Raw genomic sequence first — 17,383 nt, 5'->3', positions numbered from 1 at the left:
GGTCAGAGCCGGGCGCGCGACGCATCCGTGCCCTGAGGCGGCGCGCCCGCCCACCGGGCACACACCGCGCACCACACCGACAGGACCACCCCGGCCAGGCACCAGCTGCCGAGGACGTCCAGCGGCCAGTGATAGCCCTGGCGCACCAGGCCGATGCCGACGCCGATGTTGAGGACGGCGACGGCGGCCGCGAGCGCGCCCGGGATCAGGGCCCCGGCGGCCGGGCGGCCGGTACGCCGCTGACCGCGCCTCCACTGACCGCGCGTCAGGAGCAGAGCGGCCACGCCGTATGCGACGGCCGCCGTGGCGCCGTGGCCGGACGGATAGAAGCCGTCGTGCGGGCCGCCGTCCGCCATCTGCGGCGGGCCCGGCCGGGCGAGCCACACCTTGAACGGGACGACCAGCGCGGGCACCGCGGCCAGGGCAAGCGCGGCAGCCAGCGGCGGCAGCCACCAACGCACCGCGGACTCAGGGCTCTTGACCCCCCACCCCCCTTCACCCTCCTCTTTCCCTTCCCCTCCCCGTCTCCGCCGCCACCCGTGCCACCCGGTCCAGGCGACGACCGCCAGCGGCACCGGCAGCGCGACGACCGTATTGCCGAGATCGGCGAAGAACTCGGCGGCCCCGGAGGGGATGGCCCCGGCCGCGAGGGCGCGGCCGGCACGCTCGTCGAGGGCGCGCAGCGGGCCATGGCTCGCCACCTGCCAGGTGAGCGCGGCGAAGAGCAGCACGCTCAGCAGCCCGACGGCGAAAACCGGGGACACCATGGGAAAAGGGGTCGGCCGCCTCGGAACAGGGGGGGAGGTTCCGAGGCGGCCGCGGTGACCGGTGTCCCGCGCGCCCCGGGGGGTATGGGGCGGGCGGACATCCGATCGGTGAGGATTCCCGGAGCCCCGAGGGGTTCCGGTGTTGTGCGCGAGGGCACGGCCTGGCCGGAGCCGGGGAAGCGCCGACCGGGCATCGCCCGCAGTCCCCTGCGGGCGGGGTGTTTCTCTCATCTGCAGAAACCGTACGGCACGGGCGGCACGGCCGACAGGCGGATCACCCGGCCGCCATCGGCCCCGCACATCTTCTTCACTCCATGCCGCCGGATGCGCGATGACAGGCCCTGTTTGGGGGGCCAAATCCGGACAGAAAGGGGGCGCGAACGGTGCGGAAAGGGGCGCGCGGCCCGGGGCAGGGCAGGTGTCCCCGCCCCGGGCCCGCCGGGAGCGTCGTACTGCTGCGAGCGTCGCACCGCTCAGAGCGTGGTGAACGCCGCCTCGATGATGTCCAGGCCCTCGTTGAGCAGATCCTCGCCGATGACCAGCGGCGGCAGGAAGCGCAGCACGTTCCCGTACGTACCGGTCGTCAGCACCAGCAGGCCCTCCTGGTGGCAGGCCTTGGCGAGCGCCCCGGTGGCCGCCGGGTTGGGCTCCTTGGAGCCGGACTGCACCAGCTCGATCGCGATCATCGCGCCCCGGCCGCGGACCTCGCCGATGATGTCGTACTTCTCCGCCATCGCCTCCAGACGCGGCTTCATGATCTCGCCGATCCGCCGCGCCCTGGCGTTCAGGTTCTGCTCCCGCATGGTCTCGATCGAGCCGAGCGCCGCGGCGCAGGCCACGGGGTTACCGCCATAAGTGCCGCCCAGGCCGCCCGCGTGCGCCGCGTCCATGATCTCCGCACGGCCGGTGACGGCCGCCAGCGGCAGACCACCCGCGATGCCCTTCGCGGTCGTGATCAGGTCCGGCACGACCCCCTCGTCCTCACACGCGAACCACTGCCCCGTACGGCAGAAGCCGGACTGGATCTCGTCCGCGACGAAGACGATGCCGTTCTCCTTGGCGAAGTTGGCGATGGCGGGCAGGAAGCCCTTGGCCGGCTCGATGAAGCCGCCCTCGCCGAGCACCGGCTCGATGACGATCGCCGCGACATTGTCCGCGCCGACCTGCTTGGTGATCTGCTCGATCGCCTGGTGCGCGGCCTCCTTCGCGCAGTTCTCCGGGCCGGTCAGCCAGCGGTAGGGGTAGGCCACCGGCACCCGGTAGACCTCCGGCGCGAACGGACCGAAGCCGTGCTTGTACGGCATGTTCTTCGCCGTGAGCGCCATCGTCAGGTTCGTCCGGCCGTGGTAGCCGTGGTCGAAGACGACGACCGCCTGACGCTTGGTGTACGCGCGGGCCGCCTTGACGGCGTTCTCCACGGCCTCCGCACCGGAGTTGAAGAGCGCGGACTTCTTGGCGTGGTCACCGGGCGTCAGTTCGGCCAGCGCCTCGCAGACCGCCACGTACGGCTCGTACGGCGTGACCATCGCACAGGTGTGGGTGAAGTCGTTGAGCTGCGCGGTGGCCCGGCGCACCACGGCCTCGGCGCTGTTGCCGACCGAGGTGACCGCGATCCCGGAGCCGAAGTCGATGAACGCGTTGCCGTCCACGTCCTCGAGGATTCCGCCGCCCGCGCGCTTGGCGAAGACGGGCAGTACGGCCCCGACGCCGTTGGCCACCGTGGCCTGCTTACGGGCCCACAGCTCCTGCGACTTGGGGCCGGGGATCTCGGTGGCGACGCGACGCTCCTGGGGGAGGGAGGGGCCTCCGGACAGTTCGGTCATAGCAGTCTCCTGGGGGTGGAACACGGACGTACGGAAGTGTTGTTCTCGCAGGCTAGGGGCGGCGCACCGGGTCTGGCATGTTCCGTTCGGGAGAAGTGCGCGTGTTGCGTTGTCCGCGCCGGACATAGCGGTGGCCCGCAGCGGACATGGCCATGGTGTGCGGCCAGTAGATTGAACCCGCGGCACACACGCCATCGCTGATCACGGCTGATCGTGGCCGACCACGGCTGACCGGGCCTGAGTACGGTCGACCACCGCTGAGTACGGCTGATGAAGGCTGAGTACGGCTGATCAAGGGGGAACAGGGGCACAGGATGGACACCGAGGGCACGCACGACGCACCGCACACCGCTTCCCGGCCGCCCGGCGGAGCGCACCGACCCGAACCGACCGTGCCACACCAGGCGGCACCGCCCCCACCGCCGCCCGCCCCGCCCGCCGTGCCCCCCGCCCCGCCGGAGCCGCCGCTGCTCGGCTGGCTGCGCACCCCGCGCCCGGACGCCGCGCCCGGCATCTGGACGTACGGGCACCGGCCCCGGCCCGCCGAGGAGCCGGAACGGGTGCCGGCGCGGCAGCTGATCAGCGGGGCGGTGATCTCGTTCCTGTGCGGCTGGCTGCTGTGGTCGCTGCTGTGGAACGGCTACCTCGGCGGCTACTGGATGTGGCCGCTGCTGCTGCTCACCCCCGACTCCTGGCGGGCGGCCGGCGGCGACCAGATGGCCTTCGTCTGGGCCACCTATCTCTACTACGGGCTCTTCATCGCCCTCCTGGCCGTCCTCTTCGGCCGCCTCGGCCGCTGGCCCGAACTCGCCCGCCGCCTGGTGCTTCCCCTCGTCCGGCGCGTCCGCGACCGCACGCCCGCCGCTGCGCCCCCGCCCGCCGCCGACCCGGCCCAATGGCCCGAACTCCGCGCCCACGGCGCCCCGGACGCCGCCGACAAGCTCACCGAGGAGGCCCGCGCGGGCCGGATGAACGATGTGGACGTGGCCAGGATCGAGCGCGCCTGGCGCTCCGTACGCTCCGGCAAGAACACCGTCGCCGCCTTCACCGACACCGTGCTGAAGCATGGCGCGGCGGCCTGTGCGCACCCCTCGGGGCGGCGCGATCTGGCCCACCGGACCGCCGACCACGACCTGCTCGCACACCAGGTCCGCATCGGCACCGCCGCCGACCACCCGCGCAATCCGTATCAGCACCGCGGCGCCGGATGCGCGCTGGAGCCGGGCGTGTTGGGCACCTCGCTGCTGGCCGTCGGGCCCTCCGGGAGCGGCAAGACGACGCGGCTGGTGAAGCCGGTCGTGGAGTCGATGTGCCTCCAGGCGCTGGCCGGGCAGTGCGCGGTGGTCGCCGTCGGCCCGGCCGGCGGCGACCTCGGACCGGACGACGCCTTCGATGTCGTGGTCAAGATCGGCCGCCCGGACCCGGAGTGCGATCTCGACCTGTACGGCGGCACCACCGACCCGGACGAGGCGGCCGGCATCCTCGCCGAGGCGCTGGTCGGCGATCTCGCCGGGCAGCTCCCCGGCGGCGACAGCCGACGCGCCGCGACCGCGCTGGCCCAACTGCTGGGCCCCTTCCGGGCGGCCCACGACCGCTTCCCCTCCGTCCCGGAACTACGCGAACTGCTGGACGGCGCGACCGAGCCGGTCGCCGCGCTCCGCACCGTTCTGGAGGACGCCCGCGAACACACACTGCTGCGCGAACTGGACGCCCGCGCACGGCAGTCGGAGCGCCCCGGCGATGTGGGCGTGCTGCTGGCCGACCGCATCGCACTGCTCGACCGGCCCGCCTTCGCCGACTTCTTCGACCCGACGGGACGCACCCGGCAGGTCTCCCTCCGCGCGCTCGACCACCCCTTGCGGGTCCGTGTCGACCTGCCGGAGCGCGGCCACACCGAGGCTTCTCGCATCCTCGCCCGCCTCGTCCTCGCCCAGTTCACCGAGTGTGCCGTGGCCCGCTCCGACCGCTCCCTGTTCGCCTGCCTGGTGCTCGACGAGGCCGCGCACACCATCACCGCCGAGGCGCTCCGCGGACTGCAGCGGCTGCGCTCGGCCAACGCCGGTGCGGTGCTGACGCTGCGCGCGCTGGATGACGTGCCCGACGCGTTGCGCGGCGCGCTGCTCGGCGCGGTCGGCTGCCGGATGGCGTTCGCGGGCGTGACGACGTGGGACGGGGCGCGGTTCGCCGAGGTGTGGGGCAAGGAGTGGGTGGAGACACGTGATGTGACGGACCGTCAAATCATCGCGGAGGGGGCCGTGATGAAGGCCTTCCATGTCTTCCGCCACCTGGTCACGGGCAAGGCGGCCACCGCCAAGGCCGTCACCGTCCGCACCGTCGAACGCGAACGCTGGTCCGCCTCCGACCTGGCGAACCAGCTCCCCGCCGGGCACGCCGTGCTGTCGGTGACCTCGGTGCAGGGGGGGCATGCGCCGCCGGTGTTGGTGGATTTGCGGGGGTGAGGGGGCAGTCGGCAGTCGGCTCCACGACACGCTTGACCTGCAAGCCGGTGATGCGGGAGACGGCTTCACAGCCGCGGTCGTCGTGGAGCACGATCAGGCCCCCACGCTCGGCCGTGGCCGCGATCACCAGGTCCACTGCTCCAGCGGATCGATGCTGCCCGGATTCGGTGAGCTCCTGCCGGGGCTTCTGGGCCTGTTCGAAGACCCGGTCGGGCATGGGGACCCGGGAGCTGGTTCGGTGGACGGTGCCCCCGAAATCCTCCGCTGAGGCAGAATCGGAAGCGGCCGTTCATACGGGACGGCAGAAAGGCCCGCGGCGTCCGCCGTGCCAGGGCCGCACCGACGCCGCAACCGAAGGTCCCATGCCGCACACCCTCGCTTCCCTCGTCAACCACACCGCGCTCAAGCTCATCGTGCTCGCGGGCGGGGACCGGCTGGACGTCCCGGTGCGCTGGGCACACGCCAGTGAGCTGATCGACCCGGTGCCCTACATGGAGGGCGGTGAGCTGCTGCTCATCACCGCCCTCAAGCTGGACGCGGAGGACCCGGAGGCGACCCGCCGATATGTGCGGCGGGTCGCGGAGGCCGGGGTCGTGGGGCTGGGGTTCGCCGTCGGGGTGAATTACGAAGAGGTGCCGTCGGCGCTGGTCGAGGCGGCGCGGGAGGCGGATCTGCCGCTGCTCGGGGTCCCCCGCAGGACCCCCTTCATCGCCATCAGCAAGGCCGTCTCGGCCGCCGTCGCCGCCGACCAGTACCGCGCGGTGACCGCCGGATTCGAGGCACAGCGGGAACTGACCCGGGCGGCGCTCGGCGCCGAGGGCCCGGCCGAGCTGCTGGCCCGGCTCGCCGCGCATCTGGACGGGTGGGCCGCCCTCTACGACGCGTCGGGCGCGGTGGTGGCCGCCGCCCCCGACTGGGCGGCCCGGCGTGCGGCCCGGCTGTCCGATGACGTGGCGCGGCTGCGCGAGCGACCCGCCCCCGCCAGCTCCGTCGTCAGCGATGCCGACGGTGACGACCGGGTCGAGCTCCAGTCGCTGGGTACGGGGCGCCGGGCGCGCGGGGTGCTCGCGGTCGGGACCGGCGCGCCGCTCGGCACCGCCGAGCGGTACGCCGTGCACTCCGCCGTCGCGCTCCTCACCCTCACCACCGAACGCTCCCGGGTGCTCCAGGAGGCCGAGCAGCGGCTCGGCGCGGCGGTGCTGAAGATGCTGCTGGCGGGCGAGCCGGAGCATGCGCGGGCGGTGGCGGGGCGGCTCTACGGCGGGCTGCTGGAGGCCCCGTTCCGGGTGGCGGTGGCCGAGCACGTGGCCGCGGAGAACGCCTCGACCACATCATCCAAGGCGTCCGAGGGGCGCACGGCGCCCACGGAGTCCACGTCGTCCGTGCCGTCCACGTCGGTCCCGTCGTCCGGGGCCCCGACCGCGCCCCCCTCGTCCGGGGCCGCCGTCCTGGACGCGCTCGCCGACGCGATGGAGTCCGCCGCCGCGCGGACCGGCGAGGCGGTGCTCACCGTGCCGGACGGGGGCCGGCTGATCGCGCTGCTCGCGGACGGCGGCGCGGCCGCGGCGGCCTGTGCCGCGTACGCCGCCGAGGCCGAGGCCGAGGCCCGCCTTGAGGCGTCTTCGCGGGCGCGCGGCCGGTCCGAGCGCGCCGAGGCGGGGCGGGGCGAGGGGCTGGCCGTCGGACTGTCCGCGCCGGCCACCGCGATGGCCGCCGCGACCGCCTACGGCCAGGCGGGACAGGCGCTGTCCGTCGCCCGCCGCCGCGGCCGCGCGCTGGTCGAGCACGAGGAGGTGGCGGCCGGATCCGTGCTGCCGCTGCTCGCCGACGATGCGGTCCGCGCCTTCGCGGACGGGCTGCTGCGCGCGCTGCGCGAGCACGACGCCACCGGCCGCGGCGATCTGGTCGCCTCGCTCCGCGCCTGGCTGAACCGGCACGGCCAATGGGACGCGGCCGCCGCCGACCTGGGCGTACACCGCCACACCCTGCGCTACCGGATGCGGCGGGTGGAGGAGATCCTGGGCCGCTCCCTGGACGACGCGGACGTCCGCATGGAGCTGTGGCTGGCCCTGAAGGCCACCTCGGCCCCGACGCAGGAGTGAGGCGGCGAGAGGTCGCGGGGGAGGGGCCGTGCGGAGGCCGCACGGGAGGGGCTGTGCGCGCTCCCGCCCGTACTCTGCTCAAAGCCTGGAAGGAGTCGCAGGGGAGGCGCAGGAGTGAGAGAGGGGCAAGGCCGGGACGAGGCAGGAGTGCCGGGGGAGCGCCGCAGGCGCGTCGGCAGCCCATCGGCCCCTCCACCGCGGAGAGAATCGCTCCCCTCCACCACGGAGAGACACGCGGACGGATTGCTCCGCTTCGGACAAACGCCACGGGACCCTCGCGCCCCTACGGTGGGGACAGCAAAACGCAGCCGCTCCCAGAGCCATGCGCACCACCCACCACCTTGGAAGGGCCGGGATCCACTGTGCCGAACACTGCTGCAGCCCCCACCGCCTTTTGGCTCGCCGGCCGCAAGGCCACCGGCGAGGCCACCTTCGATGTCACCTCCCCCTGGGACGGACGTCTCGTCGGCACGGTGAGCGTCCCCACCGAGGCCCAGGTCGAGGAGGCCGTCGCGGCCTCCGTCGCCGTCCAGGCCGAGTTCGCCGCGACCCCGGCCCATGTGCGGGCCGCCGCCCTGGACCACGTACAGCGCCGACTGGTGGAGCGTACGGAGGAGATCGCCGGGCTGATCTCCGCGGAGAACGGCAAGCCCATGAAGTGGGCGCGCGGTGAGGTCGGCCGCGCGGTGTCCGTGTTCCGCTTCGCGGCCGAGGAGGCCCGCCGCTTCAACGGCGGCGAGGCACAGCGGCTGGACACCGACGCGGGCGGCGCCGGCCGGCTCGCGCTGACCCGCCGCTTCCCGCGCGGCACCGTTCTGGGCATCGCCCCGTTCAACTTCCCGCTGAACCTCTGCGCCCACAAGATCGCCCCGGCCATCGCGGCCGGCGCCCCGATCATCCTCAAGCCGGCGCCGGCCACCCCGCTCTCCGGACTGCTGATCGGTGAGCTGCTGGCCGAGACCGACCTGCCGGCCGGCTCCTGGTCGATCCTCCCGGTGCCCAACGACCGGATGCCCGCCCTCGTCCAGGACGAGCGGCTGCCGGTCGTCTCCTTCACCGGCTCCGAGAAGGTCGGCTACGCCATCCTCGACTCGGTGCCGCGCAAGCACTGCACCCTGGAACTCGGCGGCAACGGCGCGGCCGTCGTGCTGCCGGACTTCTCCTCCGAGGCGGACCTGGACTGGGCGGCGCAGCGCATCGCCACCTTCTCCAACTACCAGGGCGGCCAGTCCTGCATCTCGGTGCAGCGGGTGATCGCGGACGCGTCCGTCTACGACCGGCTGGTGCCGAAGATCGTCGCAGCGGTCGGTGCGCAGGTCACCGGTGACCCGTCGGACGACGCCACCGAGGTCGGCCCGCTGGTGAGCGAGGACGCCGCCAAGCGCGTCGAGACCTGGGTGGACGAGGCCGTGGAGCACGGCGCGAAGCTGCTCGCGGGGGGCAAGCGGGACGGCGCCTCGTACGCGCCGACCGTGCTCGCCGATGTGCCCGCCGACACGACGATCGCCGTCGAAGAGGTCTTCGGCCCGGTGCTCTCCGTCCAGAAGGTTGACGGCGAGGCGGAGGCGTTCGCCGCCGTCAACGACTCGAAGTACGGCCTCCAGGCAGGGGTGTTCACGCACGATCTGCAGATCGGGTTCCGGGCGCACCGCGCGCTGGAGGTCGGCGGCGTGATCATCGGCGATGTGCCGTCCTACCGCGCGGACCAGATGCCGTACGGCGGCGCCAAGCAGTCCGGCGTCGGCCGCGAGGGGGTGCGCTTCGCGATGGACGACTACACCTACGAGCGGGTCATGGTCCTCACCGGCCTCGACCTGTAGGAACCCGGCGGTAAGGGGGCCAAGGCGGTAGGGGCGGTACCACCCGTCGGCGGACCCGCCTGCACCACCCGCCCGCGACCTGGACGCGGCCGCAAGGACCTGAAGGAAGCTGCAACAACCTGCAAGAACCTGCAGGAATGACAGCAACCCGTCGGAAATGCAGGAACCTGTGGAAGGCTGCGGCCCAGGCATCACCCGACCGGCCTGGACCGGTGGACAGCGACGGCCATCCCTTGGGCCGTACCGCCCCTCCAGGCCCCGGCCGACGCACCCCCCGGCGCCGGCCCCGGCCGCGGCGCGCTCCGGCATCTGGCCCGGAGCGCGCCGCGCCCCCGTTCTGGCCGATATCCAGCGCTTCCCGCGCCGCTTACCACCCATGGCGGGTATCCGCACCTCGCCCGGACCGTCCCGGCGCCACCACTGGTGCAACCCGCCCGGATCGAGGACCCTCACAAGTAGCAACTGACCGGTAGCCGACCGGCCTGCCGGTACAGCACTCCCGATTCGCGGTGAGGTGAGCTCCTGATGTCCGCTCCGTCCATCCGAAAGGTTTCCGAGCGCGAGGCACGGCAGGTCGCCGAGGCGGCCCGTGAGCAGGACTGGCGTAAGCCCAGCTTCGCCAAGGAACTGTTCCTGGGGCGCTTCAGGCTCGACCTCATCCATCCGCATCCCACTCCCGCGGCGGACGACGTACGGCGCGGGGAGAAGTTCCTGGCCACCCTGCGAGAGTTCTGTGAGACCCGGATCGACGGCGCCCGGATCGAGTGCGAGGGCCAGATCCCGGACGAGACGATCAACGGGCTCAAGGAGCTCGGCGCGTTGGGCATGAAGATCGACCCGAAGTACGGCGGCCTCGGCCTGACCCAGGTCTACTACAACAGGGCGCTCTCGCTGATCGGTTCCGCCAGCCCCGCCATCGGCGCGCTGCTGTCGGCACATCAGTCGATCGGCGTACCGCAGCCGCTGAAGCTCTTCGGCACCCAGGAGCAGAAGGACACCTTCCTGCCCCGCTGCGCCCGTACGGACATCTCCGCGTTCCTGCTGACCGAGCCGGACGTCGGCTCCGACCCGGCCCGGCTGGCGACCACCGCCGTACCGGACAAGAACGGCGAGAGCTATGTCCTGGACGGTGTGAAGCTGTGGACCACCAACGGAGTCGTCGCCGATCTGCTGGTGGTGATGGCACGGGTGCCCGCCTCCGAGGGCCACAAGGGCGGCATCACCGCCTTCGTCGTCGAGGCGGACTCGCCCGGCATCACCGTCGAGAACCGCAACGCCTTCATGGGCCTGCGCGGTCTGGAGAACGGGGTGACCCGCTTCCACCAGGTACGGGTCCCCGCCGCGCACCGTATCGGCCCCGAGGGCGCGGGTCTGAAGATCGCCCTGACGACGCTCAACACCGGCCGGCTCTCGCTGCCCGCGATGTGCGTCGGCGCGGGCAAGTGGTGCCTGAAGATCGCCCGTGAGTGGTCCGCCGCCCGTGAGCAGTGGGGCAAGCCGATCGCCCGGCACGAGGCCATCGGCGCCAAGATCTCCTTCATCGCCGCGACCACCTTCGCCCTCGAAGCCGTCGTCGACCTCTCCTCCCAGATGGCCGACGAGAGCCGCAACGACATTCGCATCGAGGCGGCCCTGGCCAAGCTCTTCGGCTCCGAGGTGGGCTGTCTGATGGCGGACGAACTGGTGCAGATCCGTGGCGGCCGCGGCTTCGAGACCGCCGCCTCGCTCGCCGCCCGCGGCGAACGCGCCGTGCCCGCCGAGCAGCTGCTGCGCGATCTGCGGATCAACCGGATCTTCGAGGGCTCGACGGAGATCATGCATCTGCTGATCGCCCGGGAGGCGGTGGACGCCCATCTGTCCGTCGCCGGTGACCTCATCGATCCGGACAAGAGCCTGTCCGACAAGGGCCGGGCGGCGGCCAAGGCCGGCGGTTTCTACGCCCGCTGGCTGCCCAAGCTCATCGCGGGGCCGGGGCAACTCCCGCGCACGTACAAGGAGTTCGGCGAACTGGCCGGGCATCTGCGCTATGTCGAACGGGCCTCCCGCAAGCTCGCCCGGTCCACCTTCTACGCGATGTCCCGGTGGCAGGGCCGGATGGAGACCAAACAGGGCTTCCTCGGCCGCATCGTCGACATCGGCGGCGAACTCTTCGCGATGAGCGCGGCCTGCGTACGGGCCGAACATCTGCGGACGACCGGCGAGCACGGCCGTGAGGCGCACCAGCTCGCCGACGCCTTCTGCCGCCAGTCGCGGATCCGCGTCGACGAACTGTTCGCGCGGCTGTGGACCAACACCGACACCCTCGACCGGAAGGTGGTGACCGGGGTCCTCGACGGCAGTTACACATGGTTGGAGGAGGGCGTCGTCGACCCCAGCGGCGACGGTCCCTGGATCGCCGACGCCACCCCGGGCCCGAGCAGAAAGTCCAACGTGCACCGGCCGATCCGCTGACCTGCACCGCCCGATCCGCTGAGCGAGCCTGCGTGGCGGCGCCTCGTCGGGGCGCCGCCACGGGAGTACCGCCCACCGCCCGCCACGGGAACACCACCCACCGCCCGTCAGGGCGACACCGCCCACCGCCGTCACGGGAATTCCGCCCCAGCCCACGGGAATACCGCCCACCGCGGGCCACGTTGTGGCGCTCAAGGGGGCCTTTCACCCCCTAAGGGATGACCCTTGAGGGATGTGTTCCCCCACCCCCGCTCCACCGCCTCCCGGACGCGGTGCCCGGCGCACCCCGCCGACCGGCCACAATGGACCACATGACGGACTCCCTCGCCCACCCGCACCTGCGCTTCGAGCCGCCACCCGCCCCTCCGGGCGGCCCCCGCTCCCTTGTGGTCCTCGGCTCGACCGGCTCGATCGGCACCCAGGCGATCGACATCGTGCTGCGCAACCCCGACCGCTTCCGCGTGACCGCGCTCTCGGCGGCCGGCGGCCGGGTGGAACTGCTCGCGGAGCAGGCGCACCAGCTGCGGGTCGACACCGTCGCGGTGGCACGCGAGGACGCGGCGCCCGCCCTGCGTGAGGCGCTGACCGCGCGCTACGGAACCGAAGAGCCGCTGCCCGACATCCTGGCGGGCCCCGACGCGGCCACCGAACTTGCCGCCTGTCCCTGCCACACCGTCCTCAACGGCATCACCGGTTCCATCGGCCTCGCCCCCACCCTCGCCGCCCTCAAGGCCGGCCGGGTGCTCGCCCTCGCCAACAAGGAATCGCTGATCGTCGGCGGTCCACTGGTCAAGGCCGCCGCCGCACCGGGCCAGATCGTCCCCGTCGACTCCGAGCACTCCGCGCTCTTCCAGGCGCTGACCGGCGGTACCCGCGAAGAGGTCCGCAAGCTCGTCGTCACCGCCTCCGGCGGCCCGTTCCGCGGCCGTACGAAGCGCGAACTGGCCGACGTCACCCCCGAACAGGCCCTGGCGCACCCCACCTGGGCGATGGGGCCGGTCATCACGATCAACTCCGCGACCCTGGTCAACAAGGGCCTGGAGGTCATCGAGGCGCATCTGCTGTACGACGTCCCGTTCGACCGCATCGAGGTCGTCGTCCATCCGCAGTCCTACATCCACTCGATGGTGGAGTTCACCGACGGCTCGACCCTCGCCCAGGCCAGCCCGCCCGACATGCGGATGCCCATCGCGCTGGGCATCGGCTGGCCCGAGCGGGTCCCGGACGCCGCGCCCGGAGTCGACTGGACCCAGGCACACACCTGGGAGTTCCTCCCGCTGGACGAAACGGCCTTCCCGTCCGTCCCGCTGGCCTGCCACGTCGGCGATCTGGGCGGCACCGCCCCGGCCGTCTTCAACGCGGCGAACGAGGAATGTGTCGCCGCGTTCCTCCAGGGCGGGCTGCCGTTCACCGGAATTGTGGATACGGTCGCCGCAGTGGTCGCCGAGCACGGCACGCCCGCACAGGGAACCTCCCTGACCGTCGCGGACGTCCTGGAGGCGGAAACCTGGGCGCGCGCCCGCGCCCGCGAACTGGCCGCCCGTGCGGCACGTACACCGTCGGAGGTGCGCGCATGACGACCTGGATGACGATCCTCGGCATAGTCGTCTTCGTCGTCGGCCTGCTGTTCTCCATCGCCTGGCACGAACTCGGCCATCTCTCCACGGCCAAGATGTTCGGCATCCGGGTGCCGCAGTACATGGTGGGCTTCGGGCCGACGCTCTTCTCCCGTAAGAAGGGCGACACCGAGTACGGCGTCAAGGCCATCCCGCTCGGCGGCTACATCCGCATGATCGGCATGTTCCCGCCCGGCAACGACGGGCAGCTGCAGGCCCGCTCCAGCTCGCCGTTCCGCGGCATGATCGAGGACGCCCGCTCGGCGGCCTTCGAAGAGCTGCAGCCCGGCGACGAGAAGCGGCTGTTCTACACGCGCAAGCCGTGGAAACGCGTCATCGTCATGTTCGCCGGACCGTTCATGAACCTGATCCTCGCGGTCGTGATCTTCATGAGCGTGCTGATGGGCTTCGGCATCAACACCCAGACGACCCAGGTCGGCTCCGTCTCGGACTGTGTCATCTCGGCCGCCGCCAGGACCGACACCTGCCCGGCCGGCGCCAAGGACTCCCCGGCCAAGGCCGCCGGCCTGCGCGCCGGCGACAAGATCGTCTCGTTCAACGGGAACGCCGTCCCGGACTGGGGCGCCCTGCAGCAGCAGATCCGCGACACCACGGGCCCCGCGACGCTGGTCGTCGAACGGCACGGCGAGCGCACGACCCTGCACGCCGACCTCATCGAGAACAAGGTCGCCAAGACCGACGGCCACGGCGGCTATGTCGCCGGCGAGTACGTCACCGCCGGATTCCTCGGTTTCACCCCGGCCAGCGGCGTCGTCCCGCAGACCTTCGGCCAGTCCGTGGACCGCATGGGCAACATGGTCCAGCAGGGAGCCGAAGCCCTGGTCAGCCTGCCCGCCAAGATCCCCGACCTGTGGGACGCGGCCTTCAACGGCGGCGAACGCAAACAGGACTCCCCGATGGGCGTGGTCGGCGCGGCCCGGGTCGGCGGCGAGGTCTTCTCCCTGGACATCCCGCCGGAGCAGCGGGTCGCGACCATGCTCTTCCTGGTCGCCGGCTTCAACCTCTCGCTGTTCCTGTTCAACATGCTGCCGCTGCTGCCGCTGGACGGCGGGCATATCGCCGGCGCCGTGTGGGAGTCGATCCGACGCGCCTTCGCCAAGATCGTCCGGCGCCCCGACCCCGGCCCCTTCGACGTCGCCAGGCTGATGCCGGTCGCCTACGTCGTCGCCGGGATCTTCATCTGCTTCACCCTGCTGGTGCTGGTCGCCGACGTGGTGAACCCGGTGAAGCTGACCTAGCGCGACAGGTTCCGGCCGGGCACCCGCGCACGCACACGGGTGCCCGGTCGCCCCCGTTCGTGGGGCCGCCCGGGAGTGATGTGCCCGCGGCAATCTCCGTGCCGTAATCTCGGAGACCGGAGCCCGCCGAAGCCGGGACCTTGATCCACACCTTGGGGTTGCTCGCCAGATGACTGCCATTTCACTGGGAATGCCGGACGTACCGACCAAGCTCGCCGACCGCCGGGTCAGCCGCAAGATCCACGTCGGTCCGGTCGCCGTGGGCGGGGACGCACCGGTCTCGGTGCAGTCCATGACGACCACCCGCACGTCCGACATCGGCGCCACGCTGCAGCAGATCGCCGAGCTGACCGCGTCCGGCTGCCAGATCGTCCGGGTCGCCTGCCCGACCCAGGACGACGCCGACGCGCTGCCCGTCATCGCCCGGAAGTCCCAGATCCCGGTGATCGCGGACATCCACTTCCAGCCGAAGTACGTCTTCGCCGCCATCGACGCCGGCTGCGCCGCGGTCCGCGTCAATCCCGGCAACATCAAGCAGTTCGACGACAAGGTCAAGGAGATCGCCAAGGCGGCCTCCGACGCCGGCACCCCCATCCGTATCGGCGTCAACGCAGGCTCCCTGGACAAGCGCCTGCTGCAGAAGTACGGGAAGGCCACCCCCGAGGCGCTGGTCGAGTCCGCGCTGTGGGAGGCGTCCCTCTTCGAGGAGCACGGCTTCCGCGACATCAAGATCTCGGTCAAGCACAACGACCCGGTCGTGATGGTCAACGCCTACCGCCAGCTCGCCGCCCAGTGCGACTACCCCCTCCACCTCGGCGTCACCGAGGCCGGGCCGGCCTTCCAGGGCACCATCAAGTCCGCGGTCGCCTTCGGCGCGCTGCTCAGCGAGGGCATCGGCGACACCATCCGGGTCTCGCTGTCCGCGCCGCCCGCCGAAGAGGTCAAGGTCGGGCTGCAGATCCTGGAGTCCCTCAACCTCAGGCCGCGCCGTCTGGAGATCGTCTCCTGCCCGTCCTGCGGCCGGGCCCAGGTCGATGTCTACAAGCTCGCCGACCAGGTCACGGCCGGGCTCGAGGGCATGGAGGTGCCGCTGCGCGTCGCCGTCATGGGCTGTGTCGTCAACGGCCCCGGCGAGGCCCGCGAGGCCGACCTCGGTGTCGCCTCCGGCAACGGCAAGGGCCAGATCTTCGTCAAGGGCGAGGTCATCAAGACCGTCCCCGAGTCGAAGATCGTCGAGACGCTCATCGAAGAGGCCCTGAAGATCGCCGAGCAGATGGAGAAGGACGGCGTCGGGTCCGGCGAGCCGGTCGTCACGGCCGCGGGCTGACCCTTGGCGGGCTGACCCTTAGGGGGCAGCCGAAACCAACACCTCAGGGTCGCGAGGGCCCCTTGCGGGGCCGCAACGTGACGCGCCCGACGCGGTATTCCCGTCGGGCGCACCGCATTTCCGCCGGGCACGCCTCCCCGGGCCCGCGAGGCTCGCGGGTACCTCGCCGCCTCGCGCGTACCCCGCCGCGGAGCCGCCCCGCAGCGCCCCGGGTGCCCCCGCGCGGGTGGAGGTAAAGTGCCAAGACCTGCTCCCGCCTGGCCTCCCAGGCCCGTAACGGTGAGGCATTCCGAGACGTGCTGACGACCACTGCCATCAAGGTCCTTGAGCCCGGGGAGCTCGACGACGCCCTCGCGGTTCTGGACCGCGAACCGGTCGCCAACGCCTTCGTCGCCGCCCGCGTCCAGGTCGCCGGGCTCGACCCCTGGCGGCTCGGCGGCGAGATGTGGGGCTGGTACGTCGGCGGCCGGCTGGAATCCCTCTGCTACGCCGGTGCCAACCTCGTCCCCGTCTGCGCCACCCCCGAGGCCGTCCGCGGCTTCGCCGAGCGCGCCCGCCGGCAGGGCCGCCGCTGCTCCTCCATCGTCGGCCCGGCGGGCCCCACCGCCGCACTGTGGTCGCTGCTGGAGCCCCACTGGGGCCCGGCCCGCGAGGTCCGCGCCCACCAGCCCCTGATGGTCACCAGCTCCCCGTCCACCGAGATCGCGCCCGACCCGTACGTACGCCGCATCCGCAAGAACGAGATGGACCTGATCATGCCGGCGTGTGTGGCCATGTTCACCGAGGAGGTCGGCATCTCCCCGATGGCCGGCGACGGCGGACTCCTCTACCAGGCCCGGGTCGCCGAACTCGTCGGCTCCGGCCGGTCCTTCGCCCGCATCGAGGACGGCAAGGTCGTCTTCAAGGCCGAGATCGGTGCCGCCACCCCGCGGGCCTGCCAGATCCAAGGCGTCTGGGTCGACCCCGCCTACCGCGGCAAGGGCCTGTCCGAGACCGGTATGGCCGCCGTACTGCGCTACGCCCTCAGCGATGTCGCCCCGGTCGTCAGCCTCTACGTCAACGACTTCAACACCGCCGCCCGCGCCTCCTACCGCCGGGTCGGCTTCAAGGAGGTCGGCGCGTTCATGAGCGTGCTGTTCTGAGCCCCCTGGCGCGCTGTTCCGGCCCGCTCGGGCCCGCCGCCTTGTACGCTCCCGACCATGGATGACGTCGCGGTCGGCCCCCTTGATCTCGCTGCCCGCGTGGACGACGCGCTCGCCGTCCAGGCACTCGCCTTCGGCCTGACCGACGACGAGATCGCCGTCCGCCGGCACATCATCCTGCGCCACCTCGACTGCCGCGGTGCCCGTGCACTGGGCGCGACCACCCCCGCCGGCCGGCTCGTCGGCTTCGTCTACGGCATGCCCAACGACCGCGCCCACTGGTGGTCCACCGTCGTCGAGCCCTATCTGCGCAGTGCGGGCCTCGACCACTGGCTCGACGACTCCTTCGTCATCACCGAACTGCATGTCCACCCCGCCTACCAGAACCGCGGAATCGGCCGGACCCTGATCACCCGCATCACCGACGAGGCCGACGAACCGCGCAGCATCCTCTCCGCCATCGACACCGACAGCCCGGCCCGCAGCCTGTACCGCTCTCTCGGCTATGTCGACATCGCCCGCCGCGTCCGGTTTCCCAGTGCGCCCACGCCCTACGCGGTGATGGGGGCGCAGCTGCCGCTGAAGCGGAAGTGAAGGGTCCCGGATCCGGCCGGCGC

At 72.1% G+C, this 17,383-nt stretch carries 12 protein-coding genes; 10 read left to right on the top strand and 2 right to left on the bottom strand.

Annotation, left to right across the window (positions count from 1 at the left end; all coding sequences use genetic code 11):
* Positions 1-2: 2 nt before the first annotated feature.
* A complete protein-coding gene (locus K9S39_RS13940; RefSeq protein WP_319949555.1) occupies positions 3-767 on the bottom strand; it encodes a phosphatase PAP2 family protein in 765 nt (254 codons plus the stop codon).
* Positions 768-1,240: 473 nt separating this feature from the next.
* A complete protein-coding gene (gene gabT / locus K9S39_RS13935) occupies positions 1,241-2,590 on the bottom strand; it encodes a 4-aminobutyrate--2-oxoglutarate transaminase (RefSeq protein ID WP_248863662.1) in 1,350 nt (449 codons plus the stop codon).
* Between the two features lie 314 nt (positions 2,591-2,904).
* Between gabT and K9S39_RS13930 the strand changes: the two genes are divergently transcribed.
* The 10 genes from K9S39_RS13930 to K9S39_RS13885 all read left to right on the top strand — a co-directional run bounded on the left by K9S39_RS13930 (position 2,905) and on the right by K9S39_RS13885 (position 17,360).
* Positions 2,905-5,049, top strand: a complete 2,145-nt coding sequence (locus K9S39_RS13930; protein WP_248863661.1) for an ATP-binding protein — start codon at positions 2,905-2,907, stop codon at positions 5,047-5,049.
* 82 nt (positions 5,050-5,131) lie between these two features.
* Complete coding sequence (locus tag K9S39_RS13925; protein ID WP_248863660.1) at positions 5,132-5,317, top strand: hypothetical protein; 186 nt, start codon at positions 5,132-5,134, stop codon at positions 5,315-5,317.
* A gap of 94 nt (positions 5,318-5,411) precedes the next feature.
* The gene (locus K9S39_RS13920; RefSeq protein ID WP_248863659.1) at positions 5,412-7,151 is read left to right on the top strand and encodes a PucR family transcriptional regulator; all 1,740 of its coding nucleotides are present in this window, start codon (positions 5,412-5,414) and stop codon (positions 7,149-7,151) included.
* Between the two features lie 362 nt (positions 7,152-7,513).
* A complete protein-coding gene (locus K9S39_RS13915) occupies positions 7,514-8,971 on the top strand; it encodes an aldehyde dehydrogenase family protein (RefSeq protein WP_248863658.1) in 1,458 nt (485 codons plus the stop codon).
* A 525-nt stretch (positions 8,972-9,496) separates the two neighbouring features.
* Positions 9,497-11,422, top strand: coding sequence for an acyl-CoA dehydrogenase family protein (locus K9S39_RS13910; protein WP_248863657.1), 1,926 nt, complete (start codon positions 9,497-9,499; stop codon positions 11,420-11,422).
* 311 nt (positions 11,423-11,733) lie between these two features.
* Positions 11,734-12,999: a 1-deoxy-D-xylulose-5-phosphate reductoisomerase gene (gene dxr, locus K9S39_RS13905; RefSeq protein WP_248863656.1), complete on the top strand. Its 1,266-nt coding sequence runs from the start codon at positions 11,734-11,736 to the stop codon at positions 12,997-12,999.
* Complete coding sequence (locus K9S39_RS13900; RefSeq protein WP_248863655.1) at positions 12,996-14,297, top strand: M50 family metallopeptidase; 1,302 nt, start codon at positions 12,996-12,998, stop codon at positions 14,295-14,297. The genes dxr and K9S39_RS13900 overlap by 4 nt, the downstream gene beginning before the upstream one ends.
* A gap of 169 nt (positions 14,298-14,466) precedes the next feature.
* Positions 14,467-15,624, top strand: coding sequence for a flavodoxin-dependent (E)-4-hydroxy-3-methylbut-2-enyl-diphosphate synthase (gene ispG / locus K9S39_RS13895; RefSeq protein WP_248863654.1), 1,158 nt, complete (start codon positions 14,467-14,469; stop codon positions 15,622-15,624).
* 296 nt (positions 15,625-15,920) lie between these two features.
* Positions 15,921-16,766, top strand: a complete 846-nt coding sequence (locus K9S39_RS13890) for a GNAT family N-acetyltransferase (RefSeq protein ID WP_248863653.1) — start codon at positions 15,921-15,923, stop codon at positions 16,764-16,766.
* A 57-nt stretch (positions 16,767-16,823) separates the two neighbouring features.
* Entirely contained in the window at positions 16,824-17,360 is a 537-nt protein-coding gene (locus K9S39_RS13885; RefSeq protein WP_248863652.1) for a GNAT family N-acetyltransferase, read from the top strand.
* Positions 17,361-17,383: the final 23 nt, after the last annotated feature.

This window comes from Streptomyces halobius (assembly GCF_023277745.1).
Classification (GTDB): domain Bacteria; phylum Actinomycetota; class Actinomycetes; order Streptomycetales; family Streptomycetaceae; genus Streptomyces; species Streptomyces halobius.
Note: the sequence above shows the minus strand (reverse complement) of the source record. Positions and strands in the feature narration are given on the sequence as shown.